Genomic DNA, 14,487 nt, shown 5'->3' with positions numbered 1-14,487 from the left:
GCGAATTTAGATGTCTAAAGTAAGAATTGCTGTTATTGGTTGCGGGTCTATCTCGAAACACCGTCATATCCCTGAATATGCTTCGAATCCAAATGCAGAGCTGGTAGCTTTCGTCGATCCTATTATTGAACGAGCACAGCAGTTTGCGGATACGTACGGCGCTAAGGCTTATTCCGATTATGAGACTATGTTGGCGGAAGTAAAACCTGATGCGGTAAGCGTCTGCACACCGAATGCGCTGCATGCGCCTATGAGTATTGCAGCGGCCAAAGCCGGCGTACATGTTCTTGTCGAGAAGCCGATGGCGGTTACAGATGCTGAGGCAGAAGCGATGATTCAAGCGGCTAAGGACAGTGGAGTGCAATTGATGGTAGGCCATAACCAGCGCTTTATGCCGCCGCACGTGAAGGCGAAGCAAATCCTTGAATCCGGTGTGTTAGGCAAAGTGCTGACATTCCGTACGTCCTTTGGACATCCTGGACCAGACGGCTGGAGCGTAGACGGAGCGAACAGCTGGTTCTTCCGTAAGGAAGAAGCTTTGATGGGCGCTATGGGCGATTTGGGCGTTCATAAATCCGACCTTATTCGCTGGATGCTGAATGATGAAGTAGCGGAGATCGGTGCGTTCGTTGGTACGCTTCATAAAGAGGTAACTCAGGTTGATGATAATGCATCCTGTATTCTTCGTATGGAGAATGGCGCAATTGGTACACTGGTTGCAAGCTGGACGTATTATAAAGGAGAAGACAACAGTACGATTCTGTGGTGCGAGAATGGCGTCATGAAGATCGGTACGCATCCTGACGATCAAGTTATTGTAGAATTGCGTAACGGTACAGTTGAAAAACATAAAGTAGGCGCGATCTCGACGAACGACAAGCAGGAGTCCAGCGGCGTAGTCGACGCATTCCTGGAGAGCATTGTAAACGGCACTACTCCGGCGGTAACCGGCGAAGAAGGCAGAGCGTCGCTTAAGGTTATTCTGTGCGCATTCGAATCGCAAGAAACAGGCAAGTTCGTATCGGTTAACGGTTAATGTAACCACCTGTTTCGGAGCAATTATAAAGCCTTCAATCCTATCATTTTCATAGGATTGAAGGCTTTTTTTCATGGATAGAGACTCATGAGTAGATTCTAATAATGCAGTAATGGCGGGAGGTTCACCCTGATTTCAGCGTCATTGGTAATTTTTGAGCCATGAAAGGGCTTTAACCCCATGCTAAGATTAGGGACGTCGAGAGCCGATTCGATAAATTCTAGCAATTTGGGAGGAATAAAAGAATGAAAATGCAGACGATACGCATAGGCGTAGCTAGCATTCTAGCGGCAACGATGATCGGAACAGGATGGGCAGCACCGAAAGCAGATGCCGCGGGCGCAAAGCCGATCAACTTCAATGTCCAAACGCACTACATCAATTATGAATCCTTAAATAACATTGCTCAAAAATACGGCATTGATTTGGACAAGCTCAATATCAAATTTAACGGCATCGTTATTAAGTGGCCTTCCTTCGGCGGTTCTGTACCGACGAAGCCGACACAGCCGCCGGTAACGCCGACACCAACGACGAAGCCGACACAGCCGCCGGTGACGCCGACACCAACGACGAAGCCGACACAGCCGCCGGTAACGCCGACACCAACGACGAAGCCGACACAGCCGCCGGTAACGCCGGCACCAACGACGAAGCCGACACAACCGCCGGTAACGCCAACACCAACCCAAACGCCTGCTCCTGAGACGGGCACACTGCAATCGCAGGTTGTCGCTCTTGTCAACCAAGAGCGTGCCAAGCTGGGACTGCCAGCCCTACAAACTGACTCATTGCTCAATAAGGTAGCGACTGAGAAAGCAAGAGATATGGATGTAAATAATTACTTCAGTCATACATCCCCAACGTATGGTTCGCCATTCGACATGATGCGTACCTACGGAGTGAAGTACTCCTATGCGGGTGAAAACATCGCATCTGGACAACGGAGCGCAGCACAAGTGATGAATGATTGGATGAACAGTCCAGGGCATCGTGCCAATATCGTAAACGGCAACTTCACGAAGATCGGCGTAGGTTATGTGAATGGCAAGTGGGTACAAATGTTTATTGGTTAATGAACGTATTGGATCATTAAAAATTCATCGGGTTCGGAACGTCGGCGACTTATCGTCCAGACGTTCCGAAACTCACCAAAATAATGTTGGAGGTACTTCGTTTTGAAGAAAGCTTTCCTAGCAAGTGCAGCAATTGCCTTATCCCTTACTTTTTCCGCCGGCTCGGTGCACGCATCGGCTGGTACACATACGGTAACAAACAATGATACATTCTGGACATTATCGCAGCAATACAAAGTTCCACTTCAGTCACTCATGAAGGTTAATGCATCGGTTGATCCGATGAATTTGCAAATCGGAATGAAGCTGTCTATTCCAGGTCAGACATCATCGTCCCAATCACTGAAAGCGACGGCTGATTCATCAGCACCGGTTATGCTGACAAAAGGCGGGCATGTGCAAGGGCCTGGAGGCTATGACTATGCTTATTCCGAAAAGGTGTCTGTCACAGCTACAGCCTATACGGCTGCGGCATCCGAGAACGGCAAATGGGGCGGCGTTGATTACTTCGGCAACAAGCTCAAGGTGGGTACGATTGCAGTCGATCCCAACATGATTCCGCTTGGCACAAAAATGTACATTACCGGTTACTCCTATGATGGATTGCCGAATGTAGGCATAATTGCGACAGCATCAGATATGGGCGGTTCGATTAATGGCAACCGTATTGACATCTTCGTTCCGGGTTCCACTCAACAGGCCATGAAGTTCGGTATGCAGAAAGTAGAAGCTTACATTCTGAAATAACGATTACCGATATGCTTTTCTTCCGAGCAGCTCCGGCAAGGTTACGATGTCGTAGCCTTTGCTTTGCAGCATTTCGATCAGAACGGGGAGCGCATGTATCGTTCCCGATAGATCCTGCTGATCTCCTCCTCCGGCGTGCTGGAGGATGATCGAGCCAGGCTGAAGCGTCTTCTTAATATTAGCGAGGACGCGTGCGCTGCTCGGATTATTTCTCCAATCCTCCGAATCAACATCCCAGTTCACTATGGTGAATCCGTTTTGTTTGCCCCAGGCAATTTGCTGGGGCTTCATTTCTCCGTACGGAGGTCGTACCAGTCTAGGCGATACCCCGACAATTCGTTTGATGATACCGTCGGTCTTCCATATTTGCTGTTGAAATTGAGTCAGCGGCAGCTTGGACAATATCGCATGATTATACGAGTGATTGCCGATGACATGCCCTTCCCTCATGATTCGTTTTACAAGCTCCGGGTTTTTGGCTGCCCGGTCTCCTACAATAAAGAAGGTAGCCCGTATGTGATAGTGGCTTAACGTGTCCAGAATGACAGGAGTTACACGTGGGTCGGGCGCATCATCAAATGTCAGAGATACGTTGCGTTTGTCCCGGGAACCGCTGAGAGCGAAGGTTCCGGGGTATTTTTTTTGCAAATGGACCCATGACATGTCCTCACTTCGGTTGCTGGCTCGTTTTATACTGGAGCGGTTCACTTTTTTGTACTTGCCTCGAGGCTGTTTGTTGTTTATGTTCTTTTTCTTCTGACGTACAGTCGATTGCTTTTGTTTCGATTGTGGTTTGGTAACTTGTGGCTTGGTCGGTTCTGCTGTCCATGATGAAGCTGAGTCAGCTTTGCTTGCAGATTGGGCAGATGCTTTTGCCCCTGTTCCTGTCAAGATGCCTGTGGCTACGGTTAAGACTATAACGATTTGCAAAAGGATTTTTTGTGTTGGCATACCCGATTCATCCCGTTCTTCTGGCTTAGTTTGCATGATGCTGTACATATAACCTTTCCGCCAAGGATAAGGTTCATTCACGGGATGAAGGATTGCTTGATTAACAAAAAAAGACTCGAACCGTATCCGGTCCGAGTCGAGCATTAATGCTTATTTCATTTTAAACACTTGAATCGTACGTTGCAGTTGAGTGGCCATCGTAAGCATCCGCTCCGTTTCTTGTACAACAGCTTGTACGGATGAGATTTGTTCGTTCATAGAAGCCGATACTTGCTCCGTACCCGCAGCCGATTGCTGAGTGATAGCAGAGATGTTCTGAATCGCGGCGGAAATTTTCTGAGCGCTTTCCAGCATCGCATCGCTTTCCTGGGAGAACGCATAAATCTGATTCGTAATGAAGCCGATACTTTCTTCAATTTCTTTGAAGACATGCTCGGATTGGCGAATATGCTCGGTCTGAAGGTTAACTACTTCCTCGTTGACCTTCATATTATTGATGGCTTGCTGAATGCCTTCATCGATGCTCTTCACAAGATTGAAAACTTGTTTCGTCGATGTTGTCGATTCTTCAGCTAGTTTCCTTACTTCTTGAGCGACAACAGCAAAACCTCTGCCATGCTCTCCCGCCCGTGCTGCCTCGATAGATGCATTCAAGGACAACAGGTTCGTCTGCTCCGCAATGTCGGAGATCGTCGTCGTAATGGCCGAGATGCCCTGTGCCTTGCGAGCCAGATCCTCGATCGTTTCACCGACCTTGGCGGTAGCCTCCACGTTGCGCTGCATGCCCTCTGACTGGATCTCAAGGGCGTTGCGGCCTTTCTCTACCAGCGCGATCGTCTGCTCGGAGCGCTCGTTCATTTCTTTCGTAGATGTAGCATAAGCCGATACTTTCTCTTCGATCTCGGTAATGGACGCGCTCATGTCGGTCACATCCTCGGAGATCTCATTGGCGCCGGTTGCAAGCTCGTTCGCGGAGGCAGCTACCTGCTCCATTGCCGTTTTAATTTGGTTGTTCTTCTCAAAGATGCTGCGGCTTGTGTCCGCAACGTGCTTGATGATGCTGGACGTTTCCGTCAGGATATCGCGAAGCTTGTCCACCATGCTGTTGAAGGAATGACCCAGCTCGCCGGAGCCAGAGCTTGCGGACGTGTCGATCTTCTGGGTGAAGTCGCCTTTGGATATCCGATAAGCTGCACCGGATATTTCATCGAATGATTGCGTAATGGATTTCTCAATAAAGGATACAATGGGAAGCGCGGCTATTGCCAGAATGGCTGCTCCAATCAGGACCGGGAGAACTTTCCCTCCCAGGATCGCAGTCATGAGAACCGTGACAATGGCAAATAGTACTAGATTGAAATAAGTGGTAATCAACAGTTTACTGCGTACCGACTGAGAATAGTACCATTGAATCATTATGTAAGCGCTCCTTTATATGGAATACCCATATTATATCACCGTGTACGAAAATGGTCTATAATTGTCGACGGCGAATTCAGGGTCTTTAGTCTTAATTTAATAGGACTGAAAGCGCAATCTTGAATTCGGAAATTACCAATAATTTTTTCGGTGAACATTCCTATAGGCGATGCTACCATTATAAGCAATTCGATGTTAAATTTAGAGGAAATTTGTCGGATTTACAATCGTAATGTCGAACTTAAAGAGGAGGATTATGGGAAATGGAAACAAACTCAGTATCTTTGGCGCGTCAGGTAGACTTTGTATTCAGACAGCTTGAGGGAGAGTTGACGAACGCAGCGGCAGGTACGGTATTAATCCACATTCGCAACAATTCGGTAGGGAAGTTCGGCTTGCGGCATCACCCGATCGAGACGAGGAACGGTAAGATCGAAGGAACGGAGAAGGGACTATCAAGCGCCCAGGTACAAGCCTTCAGGCAAATGGCAATCGATGCTTTGAAGCTCAGGCAGGATTGGACGCATGGTGAGATCCTTTATGATTTTTCTGTACGTCCCAGTACAAATTCATGGTCGGCAAGTATTCTGTATGAATCAAATTACAATATGGCCACGTGGAATAATCGTTACGTTCCGCAGAATCGGCCTCAGCATATGTTGCGCGAGTATTATTAGTGAGGATCAGAGGAGCAATGGCTGCGGAAGCGAGCCATTGTTTTTTATTGTCCGGACAGCGGAAGAAAGGCTAGTAGAAGAGGCAGTGCAAATAATCCGTACAGCAACAAGCTCTGTAAAGCGGAGGACGGGTGGTGACTATGTCCGCAAGCGCAATCCGCATCATGTCGATGACGCCGCATTTGGAAGCCAGTGTGGAGCTGAAAGAGTCCAGCAATCAACAGTCCCGCAGCTGACAGCTTGACGAGCGGCACCAGATAAGGATCGACATACAGCGAGAGGGAGTCTGTTCGTTCTATGTATAGAATCATTAAGGAAAAGCAGACGAGAATAAAAGCTCTGATGAAGTGATGTTTCATAACCATACCTCCGCAAGAAGTGCGCCTGCCAGCGTCAGGATGGAAGTCAGTCCAATTAGAATCAACACGATTCTAAGCTTGAAGGTGGAGAGCATCATCCATGTGTTCTTAAAGTCGATCATCGGACCGAAGACAAGAAAGGCAAGCAAAGGCCCTTGCTGGAATGTTCCGCTGAATGAAGCAGCAATGAAGGCATCCGAGGTGGAGCAGATCGAGAGGATATAAGCAAAAAGCATCATGAATAGGTAGGCTACAAGCGGCTGATCGGCAAATTCGGCAAGAGCGTCGCGGCTGATGGAGGCTTGGATAGCAGCAGTAAGGAAAGCACCGATAATTAGATATTTGCCCATTTCAAAAAATTCGTCAGATGCATGACGCGCTATCGAGCCTGCTCTGCCCGTGAAGCCGCCCGATTTGCCAGTTATGCCGGAATGGACGGGCTGCGGGGATATCATATGAAAACCGCCAACGGCTTTGAGTGGACTTCCTTTCATCCATTTGGCGAAGAAAAGTCCGATAACAGAAGCAACGCCGAAGGCTAGCGCCATCCGCATGAAAGCCATCTGAGGCTCTGCGCGGAACGCCACATAAGTGGATGAAAATACGATGGGATTAATAATGGGACCGGCCAGCAGGTATACGATGCCAATGTAGGCCGGCATGCCTTTTCGAATCAGACGACGAATAACGGGAATCATGCCGCATTCGCATAGCGGGAATACGATGCCTAGCAAAGCGCCGAACAAAACTCCAGTTATGGGCCGTTTGGGCATAAATCTGCGAATCAGCTCATCGGAGACGAATACCTGCAGCAATGCGGAGAAGAGCACGCCAAGCAGCACAAATGGAATCGCTTCTAACAATACGCCGATAAAAGCGGTTTTGAATGAATGCAGACTCACGGATTGGAGAATAGCAGGGAATACTGACGGCCAATTCCTGTCCATTGCAATAAGAAATAGCATGAGTAAGCAGCCAAAGGACAGCGCCGGTGTCCCTATGCGGTAAATCCATTGCATCCTATATCATCCCTTTAGCAACCGTTACGATTGGACATCAGCCCTTGTATATCGTATGCGGCGTGACGCGGCGATAGGACAACTTCAAGGTTTATCTGATGATGAGGATTGCTGCTCGGAGCGTCTTCTAAGCCGAGCTTTCACAATAAATCCGGCTCCTACGCTAAAGAGGGACAGCAACCCGAACAAAAGTACGAGCCAGCCGCTGTGACTGATGGAGATAGCAGTCGCGCTTAAGAACAGAATAGACAGAGAAGCGAAGAACAACGATAGTGTTTTTGACATGTTGATTAACTCCTTATTCAGTAACCTTTTATTAAGGTTAAAATATTTTTTGCAGGTCAGCATAGTTTCTGATTCGATGCACATAATATCTTTGCAAGCTTGCATCACACACAACGTGCAGAGGACGAAAGGAGATTATCCCTATGAGCAGAAGCAACCAACTAGTTGTTCCACAAGCTAATCAAGCACTACAACAAATTAAACTTGAGGCAGCGCAAGAGCTGGGTGTACAAATCCCGGCAGACGGCTATTATGGCAACGTATCGACTCGCGACGCAGGTTCGCTTGGCGGATACATCACGAAGAAGCTGGTTCAAATCGCTGAACAACAACTGTCCGGCGGTATCCGCTAATCACTTCTCATACACAACTGATGCATCAACCATCGAAGTCCAAGGGAAACCTTGGGCTTCTTTAATTTTGAAGCCAATAAGCGGAGCCCCTTCCCATTGTGCAGGAAGGGGCTCCGCCTCGTCAATCTTAATACGTATCCATTCGCAGTCTTTTCATCAATCGATCATCGCTCAGCCAGCCGACGTAAGATCCCACGGTTTCATATCGCTTGTTCATCATCAGCACGCCAACGAACGGATATTGCTTGCGGTGGCGATAGCGCACATCCGCCCACCTTACTTCGTACCCCCAACTATGTTCCTTCACATCTGCACAGGCGAAGTTGGTAAAGTAAAGGAAGGAGCGTATAGCAGGATCATTTTTTGATTTTTCAACTGCAGGATGACTGGAGCATTTTGTTTCGTCCAGCCATGTCAACTGTCCGTTCCGTAGGTTGCCGATATGGAATATATGGTCTTTCGATTGCTTGACCACATTCCAGATGGAGAGCGATATGGTCGGAATAGCAATGTAGCTGTCGCTTGACTGGTAGCCTTGATCGAGTCGAGGGAGCCTTCGAACCATTTGCCTTGCCGAGTATGTGCGCCATGCATAATACATGACCAGAAGCAGGTACATGAGCGGAAATAGTACAGCGGGATTTACGAGCCCTGCCGCCCACAGTAAAATAGCTATGAGATGTACGGTGAAAATGACGGGGTCGAAGATATGGATAATATTCCAGGATATCCATTTCTCATTGAATGGCCGCATCGCTTGTGTGCCGTATGCATTGAACAAATCGGTAAAGACATGAACGGCCACGGAGAGCAACACCCAGCTCCCGACATGAAGCCAAGGAAGGCTTCCTCTGTAGATCAGTTGAAGCAAGCCTGTAATTGCAATGGTCCAAAGCAGTACAGCGGGAAGGGAATGCGATCTTCCCCGGTGATTGCGGATATAGCAGGCATTGCCCTTAAGCCGAAGTAAGTTGTCCAAATCCGGCGCTTGGGAACCCGCTATGGTGCCAATCAGCACTGCAGTATGCACGGCCGGACTGGCTGCTACAACAGGATCGACCATCGCAAGACCGGCAAGGCCAATGCCCATGACAAGATGCGTTCCAGTATCCATTAGACAAGCCCTCCTGATTAATTTGAATGGTATGCGTAGTATCGGCGAAGCAGAGTGACTTTATCAATTCAATCGAGAGGAGACTCACGCCAAATGTACATTTGTTTTGCAGAATATAAGATTAAGCAAGAAAACAGGGAAAATTATTTAGCGGAAGTCGAGAAGCTGCGTTTACAGGAAAGAGAGCTTGTCCATATATATGAAGGGACGGACCAGCCTTCCCTGTTTGTAGAGGTATGGAATTGCGAGGATGAGGCGCATGCCCTGCGCGTCAAGGAGGAACGTCTGAGCGAACGTTCTCCTTGGTTCGCGCTTTCCAGCTGGATTGTGGGGGAACCGGCCAAGCTTCACGTTTGGACATTCAAACCGGTTGCATCCAGCATGAGGTAAGGGGAATCAAGCTTATTCGCTGGCGGGTGTGCTTTCCGTAATGGTGCCGCCGAGAAAAGGATATTCATATTTGATTGGCTCGTCGAACGTTACGTAGTCCAAATTAAGCATCAGAAGCAGGTAACGCATGCCCGTATTGGAATCGCTAATGATAATGTGATCCCGTCCTGCAGCTTCAATCCTGCCCTTGAATATTTTGGCATTCCATTCCCGGTTGTTCTCATAAGTCATGTAGAATGTTCCGATCTTGCCCCGGTTTAGGCGCAAAATATTTTCGACGTAGGATTCTTCATTTGCCGGAACCGTTACAATATTGCCTCCGCCCGGCGTAATAACCGAGCCGCTTGGTACAGGAGCGGGCATCGTGCTTGCTGCCGTATAATTGGAGATCATGGCTTGCTGGGCATACGGCTGCGCGTAGCCGCCATATCCAGCGCCGTATCCATAGGGGTTGCCGTAGCCTGCATTAGGCCCCATATTAGGTCCTGCGGCGTTGGCCATGTTAACATGCTGCTTATAACCATAATTCGTCATGCTGTTGATCCTCTCTTTCGGTCGATAAGAATGAAGTGAAACGAGTAGCCTTTTGTAATGGCCTCAAAACCGCCGGGACTGTGATAAACCATGTCGGGAATGGAGCGTATGTTTTTGAAGTCAAGGCAATTGCCGCGGACGCGATTGACGCCGACGTTGCCAACCTTCAGCCTCTGCCCGAATAAGTCTTGCGAGCATTTTTGTCTGTTCCGCGTTTGCTTTGATAACAGCCATAAAGAGTGGACTCACATCCCTTCGAGATTGTCGTAATCTAATAGGCGTTACACCACACGGTTAGTGTATGGTTGGGCCAGTCGAATGGTTCCAGCTCAATTACAAATGAATTGTCACATATTGAGTGTCGAATTCATGAACAAGGAGCACGAACATTGTCACCGCTCTGTTTTTTCGGTATGATAAGATTCGATTCATCATCAATGAAAGATAGATGCGCACGGCGCATCTTGTCGTAGAACTTGGGAGGCTAGCTTTGTGCTGAAGGACTTAATTGCTTTAACGAAACCGCGGCTCCTTCGATTGAATATGTTCGCTGCGCTTGGCGGGTTTTGGGTAGCTTCGAAGTGGGATATTGATATCCCGCTTATGATATGGATGCTGATTGGCTCCACTCTGACGATGGCTTCGGCTACTGTCGTGAACAATTATTGGGACCGCGAATTGGACCAGAAGATGGAACGAACGAGAAACCGTACGCTGCCGATGGGCAGAATGAAGCCGTCTGCCGTATTGGCTTACGGCATTATTCTTGGTGTCACAGGCATAGCGGTTTTGTTCCTGTTGGTCAATTCGATAACGGGATGGCTTGGATTGCTGGGATGGTTTGTCTACATTGTCATCTATACGATGTGGCTGAAGCGGACATCCACTTGGAGCACTTCCATCGGCGGCATATCCGGAGCGATGCCTCCAGCTATCGGCTATTGTGCAGTTACCGGTGAAATTGATGCAGGCGCTTGGATATTATTTGCCCTGCTGTTTCTGTGGCAGCCTGCTCACTTCTGGTCGCTGGCCATTCGACGTGTTGAAGAATATCGCGAAGCGGGATTTCCGTTGCTGCCTGTCGTGAAGGGCATTCAGCGGACAAAGCTGCAGATGATTCCTTATGTCCTGCTGTTGCTGCCATCGGTTATCCTGCTGTACTGGTTTGGTTATGCGGGCATATATTTTCTCATCATTTCCGTTGTATTGAGTCTCGTGTGGCTGGTCCATACGCTTCAGGGGATTAAGGCCAAAGATACGGAGAAATGGGCAAAGATCAATTTTTTAATTTCGGTCAATTATTTGATGGTCGTCTTTATTGCCATGATCGCCAATACAACTTCGGCTTAAGAACGTTGGAGTGGTGAATGAGGACCAATGGGGAGAGAGATGAAGATGAGTTTTTTGCGCAAACACAGCTTTAAAATCGCCGTGCTGGCATTATGTGCGGCAATGGGCATTTATTTATTGTATATGTACGGTCCCAAGAAAGCAGAGCCGTTGCCAGTACATAAGGCCGCACCTGCTTTCGAGATGAATGATATTGACGGCAAGCCGGTATCGCTGGAATCGACTAACGGGAAAGTTCGCATCGTGTACTTCTATTTTGCGAATTGTCCGGACGTCTGCCCGCCTACGACCTTTATGCTGGGTGAGGCGCAAGACATTCTTCGAGAGCAAGGAACGCTTGGGGATAAAGTAGAGCTGATCTCCATTACATTCGATCCCGAAAGAGATACGCCTGATGTAATCAGACAGTTCGCGGAGCGGACTTCAGCGGATCTGGACGGCTGGCATTTCCTTCGCGGCGAAGAGGATGCAACTATTCAATTGGCCCGCGATTTTGATGTTGGGGTCATTAAAGTTGAGAAGGAAAATTCATTTGCGCATTTCAACGTCATTACGCTCGTGGATCAGAATGGCCAAATTCGTGAGTGGATTAACGGCAGTGACGAAGAACTGACACCGGAATATATCGTTAAGCAGATTAATACGCTGCTCTAAAATTCATCTTTAATCCATCTGGAAGCGGGATCGGTCGCAGGATACACAATATGCGCATCGAGGCCCGCTTTCTCTAATTGCTGTATCAAATATTCGTCAGGCGTATTCTCTACTCCCGCGTATCCTCGGCGTGTATAGATGTGCTCGGCATCCGGGAATAGGTCACGCAGCATCCCGCGAATTCGCTTGCCCGACGAATCGTTGTCTGTGAATATAAACGTGGTAAGCTCTCCGATTTCCTTCCGAAGCTTCTCTAATTGTTCCGTGCCCGGCGTACCATACGTGCAGTAGATGCCTACCTCATCGCTTAACACCCGCCGAAGCTTGCTTCTGTCATTTTTCCCTTCCACTACGATGGCGTATTCCATGTTCAGTCCCCCTGTTCCACTATAGTGTACCATCGTACGCCCCGGAATAAAAAGAAACGACCCGATAAGCGGGCCGCTGCTTCATTGATATCTATGGCTTACCAAAAACCGGCACACACAATGATGACGAGCAGAATAAACAGAACAAGAATTGTGCCTACGTTATTATGGCCGTGATGACCAAAGCCTCTGTGATCTACGCCTCCCATGGAGTCACCCCTCTCCTTGATTCAACGCGAGAGCGTTTGTTGCTTCGCCCTCGAAGTGTGGTAGTCGTTTGACACAATGTATAGTATGTGCGGAGGAGACGAATGCCTTGTGCATTTACCCATACTCACGAAAAATGGGTGTTTGGCGTCATCGTCCTGATCCGGTAGAAGGGCAGGAGAGTAAGGCCAATCATTAAGCCGAGAAACGCAATGTAATAAGGGGATACATGTCCGCGCAGTTGACCTGCCAGCATAGGGCCGAGGAAGGCGCCAATCGAAAAGGCGATAGACAACATGGAGAAGGTGCGTCCATAGCGCGCGCCGCCGCTAAGCTCGATGAGAAGCGTGGATAAGGCGGGCAATACGATTCCCTTAGCCATCCCGATACCGAGCAGCATGACCGGCAACGGCAATGGCACATCCGTTGCGATGCCGAAATAAAGCAGGGCCAGGCATACCGAACCAAATAATGTACGATGGAAGGATGGGAACCGGTTAAGAAACATCATACTCAGCGTAATCAAAGCACCAATACTGATAACGGAGAAGAGAAGGCCGGTCGTCATCATGGCTTCCTTGGTCTTGGCCATAAGCGGAAGCTCGAAGGAGAGGATGCCCTGAGCGCAGCTAATGCCTACTGGAAGCAGGAAGATGAGCCAAGGCAAGGCGGGCAAGGACGGGGTCAATTGTTTCTTCTTCAAGGAAGAGACAGCGTCGCCTTCTGCCGTCTTGTTTGCGTCGAGCTTGCGGTTCATATCCTTAATGAAGAAGAGTGCGCATATAGCCGTAACGACCAGGATCCATCCCAGTACAGTGAAGGCGACAGCAAATCCGATCTTGGCAACCAGATAAGCGCCAGCCGCAGGAGATACGACAGAGGCAAGGGTATGGACCAGACCGTTGCCCGCCATAAGCTTTCCTTGCTCCTTGGGATCATCTGTAAGGCGTGCCAGCAGCGCAAGGCAGGCAGGCGACAGGAAGGCGAGCACGAAGCCGCTGATTGAACGAAGCAGCAACAGCTGCCATGGGTCAGTTACGTGTGATTGGAACAGGAGGATGACTCCGGCGGCAAGCAGACTGAATACGATGAACAAGCGGCTCCCGTATCGGTCAACCCCGAATCCGGCAATCAGATTGCCAGGGAGGTGAGTAATCGAATACATGCCCATCATCAAACCGATGAATGACGGCGCTGCCCCGATCGAGATTGCGAACGGCGTCAGAATCGGATATTGTGCGTGCAGATCAAAAAACGCGACGAACAGGAACAAATAAAGCCAAACAGCGGTTTTCATAGGCAAATATCTCCTTTGCTCGGTGCCTTCTATCTACTTGTACGTGACAATGGGACAGGATATGTCTGCCTGTACTGGAAGAGAGCGTTTACGCTCCCTCTCCCGTAGGCTATAATATTTTGTAATCGGGTTTTGTACGAGATATAATGGAGGGGATCGTAATGAGTTTTTTGGATTTTACATCGTATGACACGGAGACTTGGACGACATTTTTCAAGGATAACTGGCTGGTGCTCGTTATTGCGCTTGTCGTGTTGTTCTTGGTCATTCGAATTGTGAAGACTGTCGTGAAATGGGCAATCGTAGCAGCGCTTGTCATCGGACTTGTGCTGTACAGCGGGTATTCGCTGGATGATGTCAAGGGCCTTGGCTCGAAAGTGATGGACAATGTGAAGCAGGAAGCGCTGAATGTTATGGTAGGAGACGGGAAGGACGCAAATTACAGCTTGAACAAGGATGGAAGCTATACCGTTAAGACTAATAATGTGGAGCTGAAAGGCGAAGTAGGAGCGTCGGAAGTGAAAGTATCCATTCACGGCGCGCCATATATTACATTCCAAATTGACGGTGTTATCCAAACTTTCATCGATCAAGCAAAGCAAAACGGTTAGCCTGCAGGTTACTTACGCCTGCATGGATTGGGAGTGGATA

General features: G+C 48.7%; 19 protein-coding genes and 1 pseudogene. 9 read left to right on the top strand and 11 right to left on the bottom strand.

The genetic code is table 11. From position 1 onward, the window contains the following. Window positions 1-10: 10 nt before the first annotated feature. The 3 genes from DX130_RS13150 to DX130_RS13140 all read left to right on the top strand — a co-directional run bounded on the left by DX130_RS13150 (window position 11) and on the right by DX130_RS13140 (window position 2,859). Window positions 11-1,036: a Gfo/Idh/MocA family protein gene (locus tag DX130_RS13150; protein WP_116046165.1), complete on the top strand. Its 1,026-nt coding sequence runs from the start codon at window positions 11-13 to the stop codon at window positions 1,034-1,036. A 245-nt stretch (window positions 1,037-1,281) separates the two neighbouring features. Then, on the top strand, window positions 1,282-2,112 hold the full coding sequence (locus DX130_RS13145) for a CAP domain-containing protein (RefSeq protein ID WP_116046164.1): 831 nt from the start codon (window positions 1,282-1,284) through the stop codon (window positions 2,110-2,112). Between the two features lie 102 nt (window positions 2,113-2,214). Next, window positions 2,215-2,859 carry a 3D domain-containing protein gene (locus DX130_RS13140; protein WP_116046162.1) on the top strand — a complete coding sequence of 215 codons (645 nt, stop codon included), beginning with the start codon at window positions 2,215-2,217 and terminating at the stop codon, window positions 2,857-2,859. Window positions 2,860-2,862: 3 nt separating this feature from the next. Here DX130_RS13140 and DX130_RS13135 read toward each other — a convergent pair whose 3' ends face one another. Beyond that, window positions 2,863-3,810, bottom strand: a complete 948-nt coding sequence (locus DX130_RS13135; protein WP_240644491.1) for a polysaccharide deacetylase family protein — start codon at window positions 3,808-3,810, stop codon at window positions 2,863-2,865. Window positions 3,811-3,960: 150 nt separating this feature from the next. Beyond that, window positions 3,961-5,223 (bottom strand): methyl-accepting chemotaxis protein, encoded by a 1,263-nt coding sequence (locus DX130_RS13130; protein ID WP_165861324.1) that lies wholly within the window; start codon window positions 5,221-5,223, stop codon window positions 3,961-3,963. A 269-nt stretch (window positions 5,224-5,492) separates the two neighbouring features. Between DX130_RS13130 and DX130_RS13125 the strand changes: the two genes are divergently transcribed. Beyond that, complete coding sequence (locus DX130_RS13125; protein ID WP_116046159.1) at window positions 5,493-5,906, top strand: O-methyltransferase; 414 nt, start codon at window positions 5,493-5,495, stop codon at window positions 5,904-5,906. Between the two features lie 44 nt (window positions 5,907-5,950). On the opposite strand, the gene DX130_RS13120 is transcribed toward DX130_RS13125, so the two are convergent. The 3 genes from DX130_RS13120 to DX130_RS13110 all read right to left on the bottom strand — a co-directional run bounded on the left by DX130_RS13120 (window position 5,951) and on the right by DX130_RS13110 (window position 7,569). Next, entirely contained in the window at window positions 5,951-6,265 is a 315-nt protein-coding gene (locus tag DX130_RS13120) for a DUF1980 domain-containing protein (RefSeq protein ID WP_165861269.1), read from the bottom strand. Next, a complete protein-coding gene (locus DX130_RS13115) occupies window positions 6,262-7,284 on the bottom strand; it encodes a permease (RefSeq protein ID WP_116046155.1) in 1,023 nt (340 codons plus the stop codon). Before DX130_RS13115 ends, DX130_RS13120 begins: the two co-directional genes overlap by 4 nt. 84 nt (window positions 7,285-7,368) lie before the next feature. Continuing rightward, window positions 7,369-7,569 (bottom strand): hypothetical protein, encoded by a 201-nt coding sequence (locus DX130_RS13110; RefSeq protein ID WP_116046153.1) that lies wholly within the window; start codon window positions 7,567-7,569, stop codon window positions 7,369-7,371. Window positions 7,570-7,712: 143 nt separating this feature from the next. Between DX130_RS13110 and DX130_RS13105 the strand changes: the two genes are divergently transcribed. Continuing rightward, complete coding sequence (locus tag DX130_RS13105) at window positions 7,713-7,922, top strand: alpha/beta-type small acid-soluble spore protein (RefSeq protein ID WP_116046151.1); 210 nt, start codon at window positions 7,713-7,715, stop codon at window positions 7,920-7,922. Window positions 7,923-8,049: 127 nt separating this feature from the next. Here DX130_RS13105 and DX130_RS13100 read toward each other — a convergent pair whose 3' ends face one another. After that, on the bottom strand, window positions 8,050-9,036 hold the full coding sequence (locus DX130_RS13100; protein ID WP_116046150.1) for a metal-dependent hydrolase: 987 nt from the start codon (window positions 9,034-9,036) through the stop codon (window positions 8,050-8,052). A gap of 93 nt (window positions 9,037-9,129) precedes the next feature. On the opposite strand from DX130_RS13100, the gene DX130_RS13095 reads away from it, so the two are divergent. Beyond that, a complete protein-coding gene (locus DX130_RS13095) occupies window positions 9,130-9,426 on the top strand; it encodes a hypothetical protein (protein ID WP_116046148.1) in 297 nt (98 codons plus the stop codon). A 12-nt stretch (window positions 9,427-9,438) separates the two neighbouring features. Here DX130_RS13095 and gerQ read toward each other — a convergent pair whose 3' ends face one another. Then, window positions 9,439-9,927 carry a spore coat protein GerQ gene (gerQ, locus tag DX130_RS13090; RefSeq protein ID WP_420818524.1) on the bottom strand — a complete coding sequence of 163 codons (489 nt, stop codon included), beginning with the start codon at window positions 9,925-9,927 and terminating at the stop codon, window positions 9,439-9,441. Between the two features lie 71 nt (window positions 9,928-9,998). Further along, window positions 9,999-10,194 (bottom strand): annotated as a pseudogene (locus DX130_RS13085) (cell wall hydrolase); the annotation flags it as partial. Between the two features lie 258 nt (window positions 10,195-10,452). Here DX130_RS13085 and cyoE point away from each other — a divergent pair. Both cyoE and DX130_RS13075 read left to right on the top strand, forming a co-directional pair. Further along, window positions 10,453-11,310 (top strand): heme o synthase, encoded by an 858-nt coding sequence (cyoE, locus tag DX130_RS13080; protein ID WP_116046145.1) that lies wholly within the window; start codon window positions 10,453-10,455, stop codon window positions 11,308-11,310. Window positions 11,311-11,355: 45 nt separating this feature from the next. Beyond that, window positions 11,356-11,964 carry an SCO family protein gene (locus DX130_RS13075; RefSeq protein ID WP_165861268.1) on the top strand — a complete coding sequence of 203 codons (609 nt, stop codon included), beginning with the start codon at window positions 11,356-11,358 and terminating at the stop codon, window positions 11,962-11,964. Here DX130_RS13075 and DX130_RS13070 read toward each other — a convergent pair. The 3 genes from DX130_RS13070 to DX130_RS13065 all read right to left on the bottom strand — a co-directional run bounded on the left by DX130_RS13070 (window position 11,961) and on the right by DX130_RS13065 (window position 13,836). After that, window positions 11,961-12,332, bottom strand: a complete 372-nt coding sequence (locus DX130_RS13070) for a DNA primase (RefSeq protein ID WP_116046142.1) — start codon at window positions 12,330-12,332, stop codon at window positions 11,961-11,963. The genes DX130_RS13075 and DX130_RS13070 overlap by 4 nt on opposite strands. Window positions 12,333-12,430: 98 nt before the next feature. Beyond that, window positions 12,431-12,541, bottom strand: coding sequence for a dihydroorotate dehydrogenase (locus tag DX130_RS26695; RefSeq protein WP_206098821.1), 111 nt, complete (start codon window positions 12,539-12,541; stop codon window positions 12,431-12,433). Between the two features lie 125 nt (window positions 12,542-12,666). Then, on the bottom strand, window positions 12,667-13,836 hold the full coding sequence (locus tag DX130_RS13065) for an MFS transporter (protein ID WP_116046141.1): 1,170 nt from the start codon (window positions 13,834-13,836) through the stop codon (window positions 12,667-12,669). Window positions 13,837-13,997: 161 nt separating this feature from the next. On the opposite strand from DX130_RS13065, the gene DX130_RS13060 reads away from it, so the two are divergent. Then, complete coding sequence (locus DX130_RS13060) at window positions 13,998-14,447, top strand: hypothetical protein (protein ID WP_165861267.1); 450 nt, start codon at window positions 13,998-14,000, stop codon at window positions 14,445-14,447. The last annotated feature ends 40 nt before the right edge of the window (window positions 14,448-14,487 follow it).

It is taken from the genome of Paenibacillus paeoniae, from assembly GCF_003388735.1.
GTDB lineage: Bacteria > Bacillota > Bacilli > Paenibacillales > Paenibacillaceae > Pristimantibacillus > Pristimantibacillus paeoniae.
The sequence above is the reverse complement of the archived record's forward strand: the minus strand, read 5'-3'. Positions and strand labels throughout refer to the sequence as shown.